At 63.5% G+C, this 19262-nt stretch carries 15 protein-coding genes and 1 riboswitch; of the genes, 10 read left to right on the top strand and 5 right to left on the bottom strand.

Features of this window, described 5'->3' with window-relative positions; translation table 11 throughout:
- Window positions 1-162 precede the first annotated feature (162 nt).
- The 5 genes from def to AC3CBN_RS00780 all read left to right on the top strand — a co-directional run bounded on the left by def (window position 163) and on the right by AC3CBN_RS00780 (window position 7747).
- Window positions 163-702 (top strand): peptide deformylase, encoded by a 540-nt coding sequence (gene def / locus AC3CBN_RS00800; protein WP_488634934.1) that lies wholly within the window; start codon window positions 163-165, stop codon window positions 700-702.
- 362 nt (window positions 703-1064) lie between these two features.
- Window positions 1065-3035 (top strand): OPT family oligopeptide transporter, encoded by a 1971-nt coding sequence (locus AC3CBN_RS00795; protein ID WP_488636632.1) that lies wholly within the window; start codon window positions 1065-1067, stop codon window positions 3033-3035.
- Window positions 3036-3181: 146 nt separating this feature from the next.
- Window positions 3182-5788 carry a bifunctional lysylphosphatidylglycerol flippase/synthetase MprF gene (mprF, locus tag AC3CBN_RS00790; RefSeq protein WP_488634933.1) on the top strand — a complete coding sequence of 869 codons (2607 nt, stop codon included), beginning with the start codon at window positions 3182-3184 and terminating at the stop codon, window positions 5786-5788.
- The gene (locus tag AC3CBN_RS00785; protein ID WP_488634932.1) at window positions 5785-6567 is read left to right on the top strand and encodes an AcvB/VirJ family lysyl-phosphatidylglycerol hydrolase; all 783 of its coding nucleotides are present in this window, start codon (window positions 5785-5787) and stop codon (window positions 6565-6567) included. Before mprF ends, AC3CBN_RS00785 begins: the two co-directional genes overlap by 4 nt.
- Window positions 6568-6586: 19 nt before the next feature.
- A complete protein-coding gene (locus AC3CBN_RS00780) occupies window positions 6587-7747 on the top strand; it encodes an acyltransferase family protein (protein ID WP_488634931.1) in 1161 nt (386 codons plus the stop codon).
- Window positions 7748-7935: 188 nt separating this feature from the next.
- Here AC3CBN_RS00780 and pyrF read toward each other — a convergent pair whose 3' ends face one another.
- The 5 genes from pyrF to AC3CBN_RS00755 all read right to left on the bottom strand — a co-directional run bounded on the left by pyrF (window position 7936) and on the right by AC3CBN_RS00755 (window position 13737).
- Window positions 7936-8748 carry an orotidine-5'-phosphate decarboxylase gene (pyrF, locus tag AC3CBN_RS00775; protein WP_488634930.1) on the bottom strand — a complete coding sequence of 271 codons (813 nt, stop codon included), beginning with the start codon at window positions 8746-8748 and terminating at the stop codon, window positions 7936-7938.
- A gap of 173 nt (window positions 8749-8921) precedes the next feature.
- Window positions 8922-10583 carry an energy-dependent translational throttle protein EttA gene (gene ettA, locus AC3CBN_RS00770; protein WP_488634929.1) on the bottom strand — a complete coding sequence of 554 codons (1662 nt, stop codon included), beginning with the start codon at window positions 10581-10583 and terminating at the stop codon, window positions 8922-8924.
- A 237-nt stretch (window positions 10584-10820) separates the two neighbouring features.
- A complete protein-coding gene (locus AC3CBN_RS00765) occupies window positions 10821-11816 on the bottom strand; it encodes an aldo/keto reductase (RefSeq protein ID WP_488634928.1) in 996 nt (331 codons plus the stop codon).
- Between the two features lie 182 nt (window positions 11817-11998).
- Window positions 11999-12631, bottom strand: coding sequence for a TetR/AcrR family transcriptional regulator (locus AC3CBN_RS00760; protein WP_488634927.1), 633 nt, complete (start codon window positions 12629-12631; stop codon window positions 11999-12001).
- A gap of 2 nt (window positions 12632-12633) precedes the next feature.
- Window positions 12634-13737, bottom strand: coding sequence for an alpha/beta hydrolase family protein (locus tag AC3CBN_RS00755; RefSeq protein WP_488634926.1), 1104 nt, complete (start codon window positions 13735-13737; stop codon window positions 12634-12636).
- 145 nt (window positions 13738-13882) lie between these two features.
- Here AC3CBN_RS00755 and glyA point away from each other — a divergent pair, with 145 nt between their 5' ends.
- The 5 genes from glyA to AC3CBN_RS00730 all read left to right on the top strand — a co-directional run bounded on the left by glyA (window position 13883) and on the right by AC3CBN_RS00730 (window position 18950).
- Window positions 13883-15136 (top strand): serine hydroxymethyltransferase, encoded by a 1254-nt coding sequence (gene glyA / locus AC3CBN_RS00750; protein WP_488634925.1) that lies wholly within the window; start codon window positions 13883-13885, stop codon window positions 15134-15136.
- A gap of 83 nt (window positions 15137-15219) precedes the next feature.
- Complete coding sequence (nrdR, locus tag AC3CBN_RS00745; protein WP_488634924.1) at window positions 15220-15738, top strand: transcriptional regulator NrdR; 519 nt, start codon at window positions 15220-15222, stop codon at window positions 15736-15738.
- Window positions 15739-15935: 197 nt separating this feature from the next.
- Window positions 15936-17036, top strand: coding sequence for a bifunctional diaminohydroxyphosphoribosylaminopyrimidine deaminase/5-amino-6-(5-phosphoribosylamino)uracil reductase RibD (ribD, locus tag AC3CBN_RS00740; RefSeq protein ID WP_488634923.1), 1101 nt, complete (start codon window positions 15936-15938; stop codon window positions 17034-17036).
- A 40-nt stretch (window positions 17037-17076) separates the two neighbouring features.
- On the top strand, window positions 17077-17937 hold the full coding sequence (locus AC3CBN_RS00735) for a phytanoyl-CoA dioxygenase family protein (RefSeq protein WP_488634922.1): 861 nt from the start codon (window positions 17077-17079) through the stop codon (window positions 17935-17937).
- On the top strand, window positions 17934-18950 hold the full coding sequence (locus AC3CBN_RS00730) for a Gfo/Idh/MocA family protein (RefSeq protein ID WP_488634921.1): 1017 nt from the start codon (window positions 17934-17936) through the stop codon (window positions 18948-18950). The genes AC3CBN_RS00735 and AC3CBN_RS00730 overlap by 4 nt, the downstream gene beginning before the upstream one ends.
- A gap of 126 nt (window positions 18951-19076) precedes the next feature.
- Window positions 19077-19245: riboswitch (FMN riboswitch) on the top strand.
- The last annotated feature ends 17 nt before the right edge of the window (window positions 19246-19262 follow it).

Here is a 19262-nt window from a genome sequence, read left to right as displayed (position 1 = left end):
GGCCCCGAGGGTCAATGCCATTATGCGCTGGCAAACATTAGCCATTGGTCGAATACCAGCATGGTGGCGCTACACGCGATAGCCATGCCTGGCGCGTACACTGAAGCAGGGTGGCGGCGGCGCTTTCGTGGTCGCCAAGCTGATGACCAGGCGAGGTTTTTCATGATCCGCGAGATTCTGAAGATGGGCGACCCGAGGCTGCTGCGGGTGGCGCCGCCCGTGCCCGATGCGATGTTCGGCAGCCCGGAACTGGACGAGCTGATCGCCGACATGTTCGACACCATGCACGATGCCGGTGGCGTGGGTCTGGCCGCACCGCAGATCGGCGTGGACCTGCAGCTGGTGATCTTCGGCTTCGATCAATCCGAACGCTATCCCGATGCGCCGGCCGTGCCGCGCACCATCCTGATCAATCCGGTGATCACGCCGCTCTCGCACGACATGGAAGAGGGGTGGGAAGGTTGCCTGTCAGTGCCTGGTCTGCGCGGCGCGGTGAGTCGCTACACCTTGATCCGTTATCAGGGGTTGGATCCGAAAGGCGGGCAGATCGACCGCAATGCCGAGGGCTTCCACGCCCGCGTGGTGCAGCATGAATGCGACCACCTGATCGGGCGGTTGTATCCCTCGCGCATCACGGACTTCACCAAGTTCGGTTACACCGAAGTGCTGTTTCCGGGGATGGATCCCGGGGCGGACGAGTGACTGCCTCCTCTCCTCCTCGGGGAGAGGACTGAGGTGAGCCGCCTGAAGGTGGTAAAAGGCGGGGGCTCGCGAGATCGTTAAAAAAACCGGTTCTGAACCGGCGTTTTCGCAAGATTGTCCCCTCACCCCAACCCTCTCCCCGGCGGGGCGAGGGAGTAAAGACCGCCAGGTCTTACCCTGATCCTCTCCTGACAAGGAGAGGGATCAAAAACCGTTGCGTATCCTCGCGAATGCGGCAAACCTACGCGCTGGCCCGCCACCTGGCAGCGGCCTTCGTATCCACGTCGCCTGCGGGCGGCCACCAGGGGAACCATCCATATGACGAGCATGAACTCGTGAGCGGCAACCATCCCAGCGCCGAGATGCGCAAAGAGCTGACCATTCGCGGTCTTATCCTCGGCGTGGTGATCACGGTGGTGTTCACCGCGGCCAACGTCTTCTTCGGCCTGAAGGCCGGCCTCACCTTTGCCACCTCGATCCCTGCGGCGGTGATCTCGATGGCGATGCTGCGCGCGTTCAAGGACTCGACCATCCAGGAAAACAACATCGTGCAGACCATCGCCTCGGCGGCGGGCACGCTGTCGTCGATCATCTTCGTGCTGCCCGGCATGATCATGATCGGATGGTGGGCGGACTTTCCGTTCTGGACATCGTTTGCGGTGTGCGCGCTAGGCGGCATCCTGGGCGTGATGTATTCCATTCCGCTGCGCCGCGCGCTGGTGACCAACTCCGACCTGCCTTATCCGGAAGGCCTGGCCTGCGCCGAAGTGCTGAAGGTGGGCAGCGGCGACGAGGAAAACGCCGGCGGCGTCGAGGAAGGCAAGGCCGGTTTGATGGCAGTGCTGTGGGGTTCGATCGTGTCGGCGGTGTTCGCCGTGGTGGTGGCCACGCAAGTGTTCGCCAGCGACGTGGTGCAGTACTTCCGCGTGGGCAACAAGGGCGCGGTCAGCGGTTTTGATTTCAATCTTTCCTTTGCGCTGTTCGCCATCGGCCACCTGGTGGGCCTGTCGGTCGGTATCGCGATGCTGATCGGCGCGGTGATCGGCTGGGGCTGGGGCGTGCCGCACTATTCACTGCTGGGCGACATGACGGCGTCGGTAGCAGATCTCGCCCAGGGGACCTGGAGCCATAAGGTGCGCTTCGTTGGCGCGGGCGCCATCGGCGTGTCGGCGATCTGGACGCTGGCCAAGCTGGTCAAGCCGGTTATCAGCGGCCTGGCGAGCGCCATGGCCGCTTCGCGTGTACGCAAGGCCGGCAAGGCTGACACGCTGCCGCGTACCGAGCGCGATATTCCGATCGGCATCGTGGGCCTGATCACGCTGGCTTGCTTCGTGCCGATTGGTTGGCTGCTCGGTTACTTCGGCACGATCAGCGGCCTGGGCGATCACGTGGCGGTGCTGGCCATCGGCGGCGTGGCGTTCGTGGTGCTGATGGGTTTCTTCGTTTCCACCGTGTGCGGCTACATGGCCGGCCTGATTGGCTCGTCCAACAGTCCGCTCTCGGGCGTGGGCATCCTGGTGGTGATCGCCGCGGCGCTGCTGCTGGTGGCGTTCGTGAAGCCGCATGTCGGTCCGGAAGAAGGCAAAGCGCTGGTAGCGTTTGCGCTGTTCATCACCTCGGTGGTGTTCACCGTGGCGGCGATTGCCAACAACAACCTGCAGGATCTGAAGACCGGCCAGTTGGTCGACGCTACGCCGTGGCGCCAGCAGGTGGCGCTGGTGGTTGGCGTGGTGGCGGGCGCGGCGGTGATTCCGCCGGTGCTGGACATGCTCAACAAGGCCTATGGTTTCGTCGGTGTCGCCGGTGCTGGTGCGCATGCGCTGCCGGCGCCGCAGGCTGGCCTGATCTCGGCGCTGGCGCAGGGCGTGATCACCAACAACATCGACTGGAGCCTGATCATCACCGGCATCTGGATCGGTGTGGCGATCATCGCGGTGGACGAAATTCTTGCGCGCACCACCAAGCACATGCGCATCCCTCCGCTGGCCGTGGGCCTGGGCATCTACCTGCCGACCGTCAGCACGCTGATGGTGGTGGTCGGCTCGCTGGTCGGCTGGTTCTTCGATCGTCGCGCGGACCGTTCGGCCAGGCCCGAAACCACCAAACAGCTGGGTGTCCTGCTGGCTTCTGGCCTGATCGTGGGCGAGAGCGTGATCGGTGTGGTGATCGCCTTCATCGTGGGCCTGTCCGGCAAGGGAGCACCGCTGGCGCTGGTGGGCGAAAGTTTCGCAGGCGCCGCACAGTGGATCGGCGGCATCGCCTTCGTCGCCATCGTGTTTGTGCTGTATCGCTGGATCGCCCGCATGGCCAATGGCCTGAACGGCAAGCCGTGATCGCTAAGAGTTGCGGCTGCCTGAAGCGGCCGCAACCTAATGTCATGTCCTCATGCCACGATCGAACAGGACCGCGCTGCTACCGGCTATCCTAGGCGGTCGCAGCGAACGTCTTGCGCGCTGGTCGAAGTGGAGGCGGTAAACGCGTGGTGGAGCAGACTGGGGCTGACGCCTCGATTCCCGGTGAGGTGATGGCTCGCCCTGGCCTGATGGCCCGGTTGCGCCGTCTTGCCGGTCCACTGCTATCCGTGGCCATGCTTTGCCTGGCGCTGTGGGCGCTACACCGCCTCGCCAGCGAGGTGAGCTACCGCGAGGTGGCGCGCTACGTCCACGGACTGGAGAACTACCGCGTTGCGCTTGCCGTGCTGCTCACCGCGGGCAGCTACGGTGTGATGATCCTCTACGACTGGTTTGGGCTGGCCAACATCGGCAAGCGACTGCCCGGTCCCCAGGTCAGCCTGATCTCGTTCATCAGTTATGCCTTCAGCAATGCGCTGGGCATGGCATTGCTGATTTCCGGTTCGATCCGCTATCGCTTCTATATCCAGGCGGGCCTCTCCACCGCCGAAGTGGCTCGCGTGGTGGTGTATTGCACGTTGAGCTTCTGGCTGGGGTTATGTGCGCTTACCGGCGTGACCTTGTTGCTGGTGCCCGTGCCGCCCTCGCTGCCGTTGGCCGGCTGGCGATTGCCGATCGCTTGCGTGATTACCCTCATCCCGCTGCTGTGGTTGTTCGGCAACCAGCTGCTGCGGCGGCCATTGCGCATCTGGCGCTGGCGGCTGAGCTTGCCATCCACGCGCATTGCCGCGCGCCAGATTCTCGTCGGCGCAGTGGACTGGGGGCTGGCGGCCTATGTGCTGTATCTGCTGATGCCCAATTCGGTAGATACGGGCTTTGGGCATTTCCTGGCGATCTTCGTGCTCGCGCAGATCGCAGGCCTGATCAGCCATGTGCCCGGTGGCCTGGGCGTGTTCGAAGCGATCATGCTGGCGGGCTACGGCGCTGCCGGTAACCAGGGACTGGAAGCGCCGATCCTTGGCGCGCTCGCCGCGTATCGACTTATCTACTACTTCCTGCCGCTGTTCGCGGCCACCGTAGTGGTGCTGTGGCGCGAAGCACGCGGACTGCGCCAGAAAACGCTGCTGGCGCCATGGTTCACCGGGCTGCTGCCGCCGTTCTTCGCGGGCCTCACGCTGGTGTCGGGTGCGGTGCTGCTGTTCTCCGGCGCTACATCGGCGTTGCCGACACGCATGGCGATCCTGCGCGACGTGTTGCCGTTGGCCGTGCTGGAAGTCTCGCATTTCCTCTCCAGCGTGGTCGGCATGATGTTGCTGATCCTCGCGCGTGGTCTGCAGCGTCGGCTGGACGCGGCCTACGTGCTCACGCTGATCTTGCTGGTGCTGGGCGCCGTGCTGTCGCTGCTCAAGGGCATCGACTACGAAGAAGCCACGCTGCTGTCGTTGCTGGCGTTGGCGTTGGCGCCCGCACATCAACTGTTTTACCGGCGCGCGTCGCTGTTCAGTGCGAGCTTCTCGTGGGGATGGATCATCGCCATCCTCGCGGTGCTCGGTTGTGCCGGCTGGCTGGTCGGCTTCAGCTATAAGCACGTCGAATACAGCAACAACCTGTGGTGGGAATTCAGCTTCTATCACGGCGGCGCGCCGCGCGCGCTGCGTGCGCTGGTCGGCGCGACGATGGCCGGGCTGTTGTTCGCGCTGGCCAACCTGATCCGTCCGGCGCGGCCCCATCTACAACTGCCCAATGAGGCCGAATTGCAGCAGGCGCTGCCGCTGATCAAGCACTACAACTCCGCGCAGGCACATCTCGCGCTGATGGGTGACAAGACGCTGCTGTTCGACTCCGAGAGCAAGGCCTTCATCATGTACGACGTGGAAGGCCGCAGCTGGGTGGCGATGGGCGACCCCGTGGGCGAGGACGATCACGCGCGCCGCGAACTTGTGTGGACCTTTCGCGACCAGTGCGAGCGCGCCGGTGGCTGGCCGCTGTTCTATCAGGTGCGTCCGGAAGATCTCGACCTTTATCTGGAAGTGGGCATGAACCTGCTCAAGATCGGCGAGGAGGCGCGCGTGCCACTGGCCAGCTTCAACCTCGACGGCAAGTCGAAAAAAGTGCTGCGCAACACCATCAACAAGCTCACCCGCGAAGGCATGCGCATGGAGATCGTGCCAGCCGACGCAGTGGAGCTGCTGCTGCCACGCCTCAAGCGGATCTCCGATGCGTGGATGCGCGACAAGGGTGTGCGCGAGAAGGGTTTCTCGCTGGGCGCTTTCGATGCGCGCTACCTGCAGCGCACGCCCATGGCGCTGGTCTGGCAGGGCGAGGAACTGGTGGCATTCGCTAACCTGTTCCTCACCGACAACAAGGAAGAGGCCTCGCTGGACCTGATGCGCCACCTGCCCGACGGTACGGCCGGCATCATGGACTTTCTGTTTGTCGAGCTCATGCAGTGGGCGAAGCAAGAAGGCTTTCGCTGGTTCAACCTGGGCATGGCGCCGTTCTCCGGTTTGCAAAACCGTCGCAGCGCGCCGCTGTGGAGTCGCCTGGGCGCGTTGCTCTTCGGTCGCGGCGAGCGCTTCTACAACTTCCGTGGCCTGCACAAGTACAAGGACAAATTCGATCCCGTGTGGGAACCTCGTTATCTCGCGGTGCCTAACGGCATCGCTTTGCCGCTGGTGTTCGCCAACGTGGCGAGCCTTATTTCGGGTGGATTGTCTGGCATGGTGCGCCGTTGAAACGAATCTGGAAGTGGTTGGTGCTGGTCATCCTTATCGCAGCTGTGGCGGGCCTGTGGGCCTGGCAGCCATGGCATCACGCCAGCCTGGACGAATCGGTCGTGATGGTGCCTGCCAAGCCTGGGGTCACGCCGTTGGCGGGGAGCGAGGATGTGGTCGCCGTTTTCTATTCCGGTGACGGCGGCTGGCGGGATCTGGACCAGTCGCTGGGTGGGATCATGGCCTCGCACGGCATCCCGGTCATTGGCATCAGCCTGCTCAAGTACTACTGGCGCGAGCGTTCTGCCGCCGACTCGGCGGCCGACCTTGATGCCCTGATCGCGCGCATTACGGCGCAGGGTGACAAGAAACGCATCTGGCTGATCGGTTTCTCGTTCGGCGCCGATGTGTTGCCTTCCATCGTCGGTCAGCTCAGTCCGGAAGGACGTGCACGCATTGCGCAGATCGTGATGCTGTCGCCCAGCAAAGACGTGAACTTCGAGATCGAAATGGAAGGCTATATGCATGAGGGTTGGTGGAAGACCCACACGCAGGACTTCTTCCAGCGGATCAACCCGGTCCATCACTACGATGCGATGTCTCCGCTGCTGGCATTGAACGGGCGTCCAACGGTGGTGTGCTACTACGGCCTGGACGACAAGAGCGACACCATCTGCGCCGAACCCAATCTACCTGCGTGGATCACCGTCTACGCGAAGAAGGGCGACCACCACTTCGACTACAACTACGAAGGTTTGGCGCAACAGATGATCCACGATCTGCCGGCTGCCACCCACTGATCCGCGAGGCGTCGCATTGATGAAAGCGATGCCCGGTAGCACGGCCGAAAGTCACCGCAGCAGCGGCATCGATTTGTTGCGCGGGTTTTCCATCCTGCTGGTGGTGCTGCACCACATCGGCTTGCGAATACCGTTGAAGAAAGGCCTGCTGGCCCACTATCTGCCGGCGAGCCTGCTTGGTGCGCTGAACTACAACGGCTACGAGGCGGTGTTCATTTTCTTCGTGATCTCTGGCTTCCTCATCGCGGGCAACGCGCTTCGACGCCATGGTGAGTTGGCGAACATCGATCTGCGCGCTTTCTATGCGCGGCGTTTCTCGCGCATTGCACCGGGTCTGTTGCTGCTGGTTGCGGTGCTTAGCTTGTTGCACTTGCTCGGCGTGCAGGACTATGTGATCGAGCGCGAAGGGCAGTCGCTGCCGCGCGCCATTATCGCTGCGCTCGGCTTTCACCTGAACTGGTACGAAGGCATGACCGGCTATCTGCCCGGCAACTGGGACGTGTTGTGGTCGCTTTCCATCGAGGAAGTGTTCTACCTCGGCTTTCCCATCGTGTGCCTGCTTACTCGGCGGATATGGGTTCTCATACCGATGCTGATCGTGCTGGCGTTGTCGCTGCCGTTCGCACGCGCAGCGCTGGAGGCTAACGAGATCTGGCAGGAGAAAGCCTATCTGCCCGGCATGGCTGCCATCGCCACTGGTGTGCTCGGTGCCGTGCTAGCGGCCCGCTGGCGGACGGCATCGCGCCAGACTGCACTGCTGCTGGGATGGCTGGGCGCATTGGGGCTCGCACTGGTGATGCTGCAAGGCTCGTGGCTGTGGCACCTGCTGCGCAACGGCTACATGCTTGTACTGACGGGCTCTTCGCTTTGCTTGGTGCTGGCTTGCCAGTTGCGTGGCGAAGGGCGGCCGATTCGCGGACTCGGATGGCTGCGTTCGTGGGGCCGACTGAGTTACGAGATCTACCTCACCCACATGTTCGTCGTGTTCGCGGTGGTGCGCGCGTACAAGGCGGCCGGCGGCGATGTTTCGTTCGGCTTCCTCTGGTACCTGCCGGCGCTGCCGCTATGTTGGTTGCTGGGTCGCTCGGTTGAGCGCTACCTGTCCACGCCTGCCGAGCACTGGCTGCGCGAGCGGATGCTCACTCCACCCATGGCGTCACCTGCAGAGGCTCTTTTGTAGGAGCGCACCCAGTGCGCGACGAGCCCCGCAGTACTGCCGGCTTGCACGGCGCAAGCTGCCTGTAGGACGAGGGCCACGGATGGGCCGAGTGACAAGCCTATCCCCCAAGGGGACCCTGCGTAGCGGTGATGGCGTGGCTCCGCGGTCGCGCACAGGGTGCGCTCGTACAGATGCGGAGTTGGGTCGGTTCAGCGAAAACGGTTGATCGTGTCGCGCAGCTCGATTGCTGCGGTACGTGCCGCTTGCGCGAAATCCTCGCCAGTGCCGGCGTAGAGAATGGCGCGTGAGGAACTGATCATCAGGCCGGTGCCGTCGGCGCTGCGACCATGCTTCAGTACCGCTTCCACGTCACCGCCCTGCGCGCCAATGCCAGGCACCAACAACGGCATGTCGCCGACGACCGCACGCACCTTGCCCAGCTCTTCGGGCCAGGTGGCGCCAGTGACCAGCGCGCAATTTCCGTTGCTGTTCCAATCTCGCGCGATGGTTTCGGCCACGCGCAGATACAGCGGCTCACCGCCGCAGTCCAGCGCCTGAAAATCCGCGCCGCCGGGGTTGGAGGTGCGGCAGAGCAGGATCACGCCCTTGTCGGCGCGATCGAGGAACGGCTGGATGGAGTCGCGGCCGAGATAGGGGTTGAGCGTCACCGCGTCGGCGGCGAAACGTTCGAACGCCTCGTTGACGTAGTGCTGTGCCGTGCTGCCGATGTCGCCGCGCTTGGCATCGAGGATCACCGGCACGCCGGGATGCTTGGCGTGGATATGCGCGATCAGCCGCTCCAGTGCGTCTTCGGCGCGCAGCGCGGCGAAGTGGGCGATCTGCGGCTTGTATGTGCAGACGACATCGGCCGTGGCATCGACGATGTCGCGGCAGAATTCGAATACCGCATCCGGGCGACCGCGCAGGTGTGCGGGAAATTTTGCCGGTTCCGGATCAAGACCGACGCACACAAGGGAGTTGTTGCGGGTCCATGCGTTTTGCAGTGTCTGCATGAAGTGCATCGAAGTCTCCTCGTCGTCGCTTTCTGTTCTCTCTCCCCCAAGGGGAGAGGGAAGGGTGAGGGGCCAGTCTTGCGATATCGCTTGATCGTAGTGAGGTTCTATTGAGGGTCGGAGCCAGCCCGACCCCTCACCCCAACCCTCTCCCCGTTGGGGAGAGGGAGCAAGTGCGGGCCTTAAGCCAGCTTCTTGTACTTCACGCGATGCGGCCTTGCCGCTTCGTCGCCGAGACGACGCTTCTTGTCCGCTTCGTACTCGTTGTAATTGCCGGGGAAGAACTCGACGTGCGAGTCGCCTTCGAACGCGATGATGTGCGTGGCGATGCGATCGAGGAACCAGCGGTCATGCGAGATCACCATCGCGCAGCCCGGAAATTCCAGCATCGCGTCTTCCAGCGCGCGCAGCGTTTCGACGTCCAGATCGTTCGACGGTTCGTCGAGCAGCAGCACGTTGCCGCCCTGCATCAACGTCTTGGCCAGGTGCAGGCGACCGCGCTCACCACCGGACAGGCTGCCCACCAGCTTTTGCTGGTCGGTGCCCTTGAAGTTGAAGCGACCGATGTACGCACGTGACTGCAGCTCGTAGCGACCGATGGTGATGATGTCGGCGCCGTCGGAAACTTCCTGCCACACGTTCTTGTTTGGATCGAGGCTGTCGCGCGACTGGTCGACGTAGGCCAGCTGCACCGTATGGCCGAGCTTCACTTCGCCCTGGTCAGCCGTTTCCTGGCCGGTGATCAGCTTGAACAGCGTGGATTTACCCGCGCCGTTCGGGCCGATCACGCCCACGATGGCGCCCGGCGGAATCTTCATCGACAAGTCGTCGATCAGCAGGCGGTCACCGAACGACTTCGACACGTTCTTGAACTCGATCACTTCCTGGCCCAGACGCTCGCCCGGCGGAATGTAGAGTTCGTTGGTTTCGTTGCGCCTCTGGTACTCGACCGAGTTCAGTTCCTCGAAGCGATTGATACGCGCCTTACCCTTGGACTGACGGCCCTTGGCCGCCGAACGCACCCACTCCAGCTCGCGTGCGAGGGCCTTCTGGCGACCCTTTTCGGCGGCTTCTTCGCGGGCCAGGCGTTCGCTCTTCTGTTCCAGCCAATCGGTGTAGTTGCCCTTCCACGGAATGCCGCGGCCGCGATCGAGTTCGAGAATCCACTCAGCGGCATGCTCAAGGAAGTAGCGATCATGGGTCACCGCTACCACGGTGCCCGGGTAGTCCTGCAGGAACTGCTCCAGCCAGTCCACCGATTCGGCGTCCAGATGGTTGGTCGGTTCATCGAGTAGCAGCATGTCGGGCTTGGACAGCAGCAGGCGGCACAGCGCCACGCGGCGCTTCTCACCACCGGACAGCGGGCCGATCTTGGCGTCCCACGGCGGCAGGCGCAGCGCGTCGGCGGCCACTTCGAGCTGACGCTCCAGCGCGTGGGCGTCGTTCACCGCCAGGAGGTTCTCCAACTCCTGCTGTTCCTTGGCCAGCTTGTCAAAGTCAGCGCCTTCCTCGCCGTAGGCGGCATAGACCTCGTCCAGACGCTTCTGCGCATCGAGGATCACCGACACGCCTTCCTCGACCGCTTCGCGCACGGTCTTCTCAGCATCGAGCTGCGGCTCCTGGGCCAGGTAGCCGACCTTGATACCCGGCTGCGGGCGGGCTTCGCCCTGGAAGTCTTTGTCCACGCCGGCCATGATCTTCAGCACCGTCGACTTACCCGAGCCGTTCAGACCCAGCAGGCCGATCTTGGCGCCGGGGAAGAAGCTCAGCGAGATGTCCTTGATGATCTGGCGCTTCGGGGGAACGATCTTGCTGACCCCGTTCATGGTGTAGATGTACTGCATGGAGCCTCCGGCGGCGTGCACGACGCCGGCCAACAAGGCAGGCGGTGCGATCTTCTAGTGGGTTTAACCACCCATTATAGCGGCTAGTGGGGGCGTCCCGGTGACGGCGTCCCGAACGGCCTGTGCCCTTTCTGGCGCCCGCCTTGTGTGCAACCGCTAAGTCTGGACAGCACCACCCCGTACGCTTTTCGCGTGGGGCGAGCCTTCCAACAAAGGGCCGGGGAACCTCGGCACTGACTAGCGCTCACTGTCCAGCGAGGCCATGCCGTGGGTGTTGTACCGCTCGCCGGCGGCGGCGCCAGGTGGGAAGGCGTGCTCAAGAGTGGCGAGATCGTCGCCGGACAACGTCACGTCCATCGCGCCCAGCGCCTCGTTCAGGCGTTCGCGGGTGCGAGCACCGACCAGCAACACGATGTCCTCGCCGCGCGCTAGCACCCAGGCGATGGCCACCTGCGCCACGCTGACGTCGCGCGTCTCGGCAAGCTGGCGCAGCGTATCGACCAGACTCAGGTTGTGCGCCAGGTTGTCACCCTGGAAGCGCGGGCTGTGCGTGCGGAAGTCGCGGGCGTCGGTGCCCCGATCCTTGGACCAGTGGCCGCTGATCAATCCGCGCGACAGCACGCCATAAGCGGTGATGCCGATGCCCAGCTCGCGGCAGATGGGCAGGATGGCCTGCTCGATGCCGCGGGAAATCAGCGAGTACTCGATCTGCAGGTCCGCCACCGGCAGCACGGCGTTGGCGCGACGGATGGTATCCGCGCTCACCTCGGATAAACCCAGGTGCCGCACGTAGCCCGCTTTCACCAGGTCGGCAATGGCGCCAACGGTGTCCTCGATGGGCACATTGGGATCGAGGCGGGCAGGGCGGTAGATGTCGATGTAGTCGGTACGCAGGCGCTGCAGCGTATAGGCCAGCGCCGTTTTGACGGCCGCGGGGCGGGCGTCGTAGCCCAGCCAGTCGCCACCGGGTCCGCGCTGGGCGCCGAACTTCACGCTGAGTTGGTAGCTGTCGCGCGGACGACCGACCAGCGCTTCGCCGATCAGCATTTCGTTGTGGCCCATGCCGTAGAAGTCGCCGGTATCGAGCAGGGTGACACCGGCATCGAGCGCGGCGTGGACGGTGGCGATGGCTTCACCACGATCGGCAGCGCCATACATGCCCGACATGCCCATGCAGCCGAGGCCGAGGGCGGAAACCTTGGGGCCGTGCTGGCCGAGAGAACGGTACTTCATGAAAGGGAGCTCCTCGGGGTGGAAGCTCGCTATGTTGCATGCGTGCAGAAGGGTTGCCATGTGCCGCCTTTCCTTTTCCCTCTCTCCTTTGGGGAGGGGGTAGGGTGAGGGGCCAATCTTGCGAAGAGGCTGGATCAAAACGGGCTCTTTTGAAGCCTTCCCGCGAGCACCCACCCCTCACCTCAATCCTCTCCCCGGAAGGGAGAGGAAGCTTTGCTTCGCTGTGGTTTGGCTGCATCAAACAACGTCCCCGCCGTGCGCGTGTGCAGCGATGCAGCGTCATAGCCTTCCGGCAGCAACCCTGCGATCTCCAGCATCACTGCGCCATGCAGCGCGGCCCAGATCTGGTGGCCGAGGATGGCTGCATCTGCTTCCACCGCGCCCTCGGCGATCAACACGTCGACATGCGCGGCGACCGTGCGCCACATGCGTTCGTGTGCCGCCCGGTAAGCGGGATCGTCGCGCCGCGTTTCTGGGTATTCGAACATCAACCGATAGGTCGCCGTATTTTCCCGCGCAAACGCGATATAGGCATCGCGCACCGCGCGGCTGCGCACTCGCCCGTCACCCGGTGAGTCGAGCGCACCTTCCAGCGCCTCGGAGAAGCGATGGAAGCCACGCGTGCGCACGGCGGTGATGATCTCTTCCTTGTTGGCGAAGTACCGATACGGCGTCATGGTGCCGCAACCGATGTCGGCGGCGATGCGGCGCATGGTGACGGCGCCGGGACCTTCCTCCACATAGACCCGCGCCGCTGCCTGGCAGATGCGCTCACGGAAGGCTTCGGTCTCGGCGTCGCTCAGGGCCTTGGGCACAGTCAGTGGTCCTGTAAGTCGAGTGTCTTGCGGAAGAAAGCCAGCGCATCCGCATTGACCTGCGCATGCACCTTGGCGCGGTCCACGCCCGACGGATCGCTGCACATGGCCGGAATCTCCTTTGCCAATGCGGGCGAGCAGGGCGGCAGGAAGACCCAGTGATCGGCCTTCGGGATTTCCTTCACGCTTGCCAGCGTCGGGACCAGCGGCTCGATGTGCTTGGCGTTGGCCTCGGGCGGTAGTACGTGGTCGTTCTCGCCGTAGTACAGGTACACGGGAATATGCACGTTGTCGAAGCCGTGCTCGTCGAAGATCAGGCTGAGTGGCGCCATCGCGAAGGCCGCCTTCACGCGCGGATCCGCGGTGTCGCCGTAGCGGCCCAACTGGCCTTGCATTTCGTCGAGCACCTGCTCAAGCGTCTTGCCCTGTTTCGCCGCGTTGGCGCGGAACTCGGGCGCGTTGCCGCAAACATCCTTGTCGTGCGGATAGCGTTCGCAGAAGGCGATGAAGCGAACGAAGCGTGGTTTGGCGCCGGCCAGCATCAGCGAGGTATAGCCGCCCGCGGAGAAGCCCGCCACGCCGATACGACTTGGATCGATCAGCGACTTCCAGCGTGGATCGCTCAGCAGCGTGGTGATGGCTGACTTCACCTGGATCGGTCGTCCCGCGAGCACCTCGATATGGCCTACGCCGCTGGTGTCGCGGAAATAGTCGCCAAGATGGTTGAGCGTGGCGACTACGAAACCATGGGCGGCAAGATACGTCGCCAGGTCATGGTGCCCCAGGTTGCTGCCGCCGTTGCCGTGCGAAATCACTACCAATGGCTTGGCGCCGGGAATGGCCGGAGCGCCGGGCTCGGCGGCGACGTCATAAGGACCCATCGCCGTGGTGCCGGTGGTGGGCTGGGAGGAGGGATAGAACACATAGCCCTCGGTCTGGCCGCCGTTGACCGGGTCGGGGATGCGGATGGGCGCGATGCCGACGCCGTTGACGGTCGGGGCGGCCCATGCCAGCGGGGCCAGCAGGAACAGGACAGGGACGAGCCAGCGGAACAGACGTACAGACGGCAGGTGGCGCGCAGGGGCGTGCAAAAGGGTAGTCGGCATGAGGAAGTCCGTGCAAGGTTTGGTTGCGTGCGTCGTACGGTACGCTGTACGCAATCGTGGTGCAAGTGCACGACGGTGGCCCCCTTAACACGCGACGGCTACAATTTAAGGCTCTAACCCTGCAACCACCCCCCACGAGGTCAGGATGTTCCCGAAGCACGAGACGATCGCCGGTTATGACAATGAGCTGGCGCAGGCGATGGCTGACGAAGCGCGTCGCCAGGAAGATCACGTCGAACTGATTGCTTCGGAGAACTACGCCAGCCCGCGCGTGATGGAAGCGCAGGGCAGCGTGCTGACCAACAAGTACGCCGAGGGTTACCCGGGCAAGCGCTATTACGGCGGCTGCGAATACGTAGACGTGGCCGAGCGCCTCGCCATCGAGCGCCTCAAGCAGCTGTTCGGTGCCACGTATGCCAATGTGCAGCCGCATTCGGGCTCGCAGGCCAACCAGGCCGTGTATCTCGCGCTGCTGCAGCCAGGTGACACCATTCTTGGCATGAGCCTCGCTCATGGCGGCCATCTCACCCACGGCGCCAAGGTCAACATTTCCGGCAAGCTGTTCAATGCCGTGCAGTACGGCGTCAACGAAAAGGGCCTGGTCGACTATGACGAGGTCGAGCGCCTCGCCGTCGAGCACAAGCCGAAGATGATCGTGGCCGGCTTCAGCGCCTACTCGCAGATCATGGACTGGGCGCGCTTCCGCGCCATCGCCGACAAGGTCGGTGCCTATCTGTTCGTTGACATGGCACACGTCGCCGGCCTGATTGCCGCGGGCGTGTATCCCAGCCCGCTGCCGCATGCGCACGTGGTCACCTCCACCACGCACAAGACGCTGCGCGGCCCGCGTGGCGGCATCATCGTCGCCAAGGACGCAGGCGAAGAGATCGAGAAGAAGCTGCAGTCGATCGTGTTCCCGGGTATCCAGGGCGGTCCGCTGATGCACGTGATCGCCGCCAAGGCGGTCGCGTTCAAGGAAGCGCTGGAGCCTTCGTTCAAGACCTATCAGGCCCAGGTGGTGAAGAACGCCAAGGCCATGGCCAAGACCTTTATCGAGCGCGGCTACAAGATCGTTTCGGGCGGCACCGAGAACCACCTGATGCTGGTGGACATGATCGGCCGCGACATCACCGGCAAGGACGCGGAAGAAGCGCTGGGCAAGGCACACATCACGGTCAACAAGAATGCCGTGCCGAACGACCCGCGCAAGCCCTTCGTTACCTCCGGCCTGCGCGTGGGTACGCCGGCGATCACCACGCGCGGCTACCAGGAAGCGGACGTGGTCGAGCTGACGAACTGGATCTGCGACGTGCTGGATGCACCGGCCGACGAGGCAGTCATTGCCAAGGTGCGCGAGAAGGTCACGGCGCAGTGCCACAAGTATCCGGTCTACGGCTGAGCTGAGAGACGAATGGAGAGGAGTGAGATATGAGTAACGGCAACGACCCTCGTTTCTCGTTCTTGGCTATTCGCTTCTGACCCATGCATTGCCCCTTCTGCCAACACGAAGACACCCGCGTGATCGACTCACGTCTCGCCGAAGATGGCGCCACCGTGCGCCGTCGTCGTGAGTGTCCGAAGTGCGGCGAGCGCTTCAACACGTTCGAGACAGCGGAGCTGAAGCTGCCGACCATCGTCAAAAGCGGCGAGCGTCGCGAGCCGTTCGATGAGCACAAGCTGCGGGTTAGTTTCGATCGCGCCTTGCAGAAGCGCCCCGTACCGACCCACTCGGTGGATTCGGCGGTGCGCGAAATCACCAACGACCTGCGCCGCTCCGGCGAGCGCGAAGTGCCTTCGCGCCAGGTCGGTGAGCTGGTGATGCGTGAGCTGAAGAAGCTCGATCAAGTCGCTTACGTGCGGTTCGCTTCGGTCTACCGCAAGTTCGAGGACGTGCAGGCGTTCCGCGAGGAAATCGAGAAGCTGGAGCGCGATTTGCCGGAGCTGGAGGCGTTGCAGCTTTCCCTGCTCGGCGAGAGTGTGGCGCGAAGGAAGAAGTCCTGACGCTTTTCCCCTCTCCCCTTTGGGAGAGGGTAGGGTGAGGGGTCAATCTTGCCTGATGGCTAGGTCAAAGCCGGCTTCTGCTGAAACGCTTCCGCGAGCACCGGCCCCTCACCTCAGTCCTCTCCCCGGAGGGGAGAGGAAGTAAAAGGCGCCACTTCGCATAGACTGACGCAACAGCACTGCGAAACAGCCTATCCATGACCGCCGCTTTTACCGCCCTCGATCATTTGCACATGGCGCACGCCTTGCGCCTCGCTGAGCGCGGCCTGTTCACCACCCAACCCAATCCACGCGTCGGTTGCGTGATCGCGCATGGCGAGCAGATGGTCGGCACGGGATATCACCAGCGCGCTGGCGAACCGCATGCCGAAGTGTTCGCATTGCGCGAAGCCGGCCAGCAAGCACGTGGCGCCACCGCCTATGTGACGCTGGAACCCTGCGCGCATCACGGCCGCACGCCACCATGTGCGGAAGCATTGATCGACGCTGGCATAGCGCGCGTGGTGATCGCCGTGGAGGATCCCTTTCCACAGGTTGCCGGCCGCGGTATTGGCAAGCTGCGCGATGCAGGTATCACGGTCGAAACGGGTTTGATGCGCGAGCAGGCGCGCGAACTCAATATCGGTTTCTTGAGCCGCATCGAGCGCGGGCGTCCCTGGTTGCGCGTGAAACTCGCGATGAGTCTGGATGGCCGTACCGCGCTTTCCAATGGCGACTCGAAATGGATTACGGGCGAGGCCGCGCGTGCTGATGTGCAGCGTTGGCGTGCGCGTAGCTCGGCCATCCTCACCGGTTCGGGCACCGTGCTGGCGGACAACCCGCGCCTGACGGTACGCCTGCCGGATGACGAGGCGTTCACGCCACCATGGCGCGTGTTGCTGGACAGTCGCCTGCGCACACCTGCAGACAGCCATGTGCTGGACGGCGCCGCTCCGACGCTTGTTCTGCACGATGCAACCGCCAAGCCGGTCGACGCGCGTTTCCAGGCTGTCGAGTTGGCGGTGGCAGCTGGGCAGGGCGGTGGACTCGACGTGCACGCCGTGCTGAAGGAACTCGCGCAACGCCATATCAGCGAGGTGCATGTGGAGGCCGGCCCAACGTTGTGCGGCGCGCTGTTCGCGGACGGCCTTGTCGACGAATTGTTGATCTACGTCGCACCGTTGTTGCTTGGTGACACCGCACGCCCGCTATTGTGTCTCCCTCCATTGGCAGACATGGCGGCACGATGGAAACTGCGGACGATCGATCGCCGGGTGATCGGCGATGACATGCGCCTGCTCTTGCGTTCCGACGTGTGAGCTCGGTGCTTTTTCCGAATCCACAGCAAAGGTACAAGGCATGATGCAGTCGCAGCCGACCATGTTGACCGAGGCGGAGCGTGCCTCATTCCGCGAACAGGGTTATCTGGTACGCAAGATTCTCGACGATGCCGCAGTGGCTCGTTACATCGCGGCCGTCGACGAAGCACGCCGTGCGCGCGGTGACGCGGAGCGCATGAGCAACCTGCAGTTCCTGCAGCCCGGCAAGGCGATCCGCGGCATCCAGGACATCATTTGCAACGCCGACATCCTATCCGTGTGCCGCGACTTGCTGGGCGAAGGCATCGTGATCGATGGCGCTTCGCTGTTCTACGGCGAGGCAGGCATCGATTACCGGCAGGGTTGGCACCGCGACGTGCTGCAGGTGCCCGATGACCAGATCGACCCGAACTGGTTCAGCGATGGCTACCACTACAACTATGTGCAAATGAACATGCCGCTCACGGTCGACAGTTGCCTGTGGATCGTGCCGGGCAGTCATCGTCGCCAGCTCAATGCGCAGGAGCGCGCTGTCTTCGGCAACACTGAAAAGATGGCACCGGTGGACGGGCCCGAACTGAGCGAAGGACGTCAGATCGTAGTGCAGCCAGGCGAAGCCGTGTTCTACAACAACTACGCCGTCCATCGCGGTTACGGCGGCGTGCTCAAGGACCGGCGTATCACCATCCACCTCGGGTTCCACTCCACCGAGCATGCGCCGACTTGCCATTTTGGCGTACTCGATCACACCGAGTACACGCTGGATTACCTGTCTTCGCTGGAGCCGCGCGTGCGCGAAGCGATGCGCGCACATCTGGTCGAGCGCGCGCGGCATCCTGAAGTGAACGTGTTCCACGCTTATCACCAGCAGTTCTTAGTCAAGGAGTTCAAGACCACATGACGACGGCAGCGATACGCTGGGGCATCATCGGTTGCGGCAATGTCACCGAAGTGAAGAGCGGGCCGGGCTTCAGCAAAACGCCCAACTCCGCGCTGGTGGCAGTGATGCGTCGCGATGGCGACAAGGCCCGCGACTATGCGCAGCGACATGGCCTATCGCGCTGGTACGACGATGCGGCGGCGCTGATCGCCGACCCCGAGGTCAATGCGGTCTATGTGGCCACGCCGCCTTCGACGCACAAGCAGTACGCGCTGATGAGCATTGCCGCCGGCAAGCCGGTGTACGTGGAAAAGCCGATGGCGATGGATGCGGCCGAATGTGAGGCGATTATCCAGGCGAGCCGCAAGGCGAATGTGCCGGTGTTCGTGGCCTACTATCGCCGACGCTTGCCGCGCTTTCTCAAGGTGCGCGAGCTGATCTTCGATCAACAGGTCATCGGCACGCCGCGCATCGTCAACGCGGTGCTGCATGAGCCTCACCATCCGCGCTACCACGACAGCAACAACCTGCCGTGGCATGTGCGCCCCGAAATTTCAGGTGGCGGCGTGTTCATGGATATCGGTTGCCACACGCTGGACATCCTCGACTGGCTGTTCGGCCCCATCGCTTCCGTCAGCGGCCGCGCGAGCAACCAGCTTGGCGCCTATCCGGTGGAAGACACCGTCGCGATGTCGTTCGCCTTCGGCAACGGTGTGCTCGGCACAGGGCTGTGGAACTTCGACAGCTACAGGCATCACGACCAGATCGAAGTGATCGGCGACAAGGGTCGCATCGCGTTCGCCACTTTCGGCGACGGTCCGATCCGCGTGGAGAATGCCGATGGCATGCATGAACACCATGTGGAAAACCCGCGACATATCCAGCAGCCACTGATCGAGACCATCGTGGCCGAGCTGACCGGGCAGCAGGGCGCGTGTCCGTCGACCGCGGAATCCGGCGCCCGCACGAGCTGGGTGATGGATCAGGTGTTGCGGGACTATCGGCGGGCGTCCGGGCACCCGATGGGGTTGTGAGGGGACCGTCGCGCCCCCCGTGCGCGACCGCCGGGACACATCGTTCTCCTTCACGCACGATCCCGCCGGAGTCCCGGCCAGGGAAGGTGGTAAACTCCCCCCGCCGGTTCGCCGGCAAAACCACAACGACGTCTTCAGGGCGGGGTGCGATTCCCCACCGGCGGTAGGCCCTTCGGGGATAAGCCCGCGAGCGCTTCCGGTGTCATCGGAAGGTCAGCAGATCCGGTCCAATGCCGGAGCCGACGGTTGGATACCAGCGATGGTTTCCAGAAAGTCCGGATGAGAGAAGACGGTATGGTGCGCGCCTTCGCA

The sequence above is a fragment of the Dyella sp. OK584 genome (assembly GCF_057787755.1).
The sequence above is the reverse complement of the archived record's forward strand: the minus strand, read 5'-3'. Positions and strand labels throughout refer to the sequence as shown.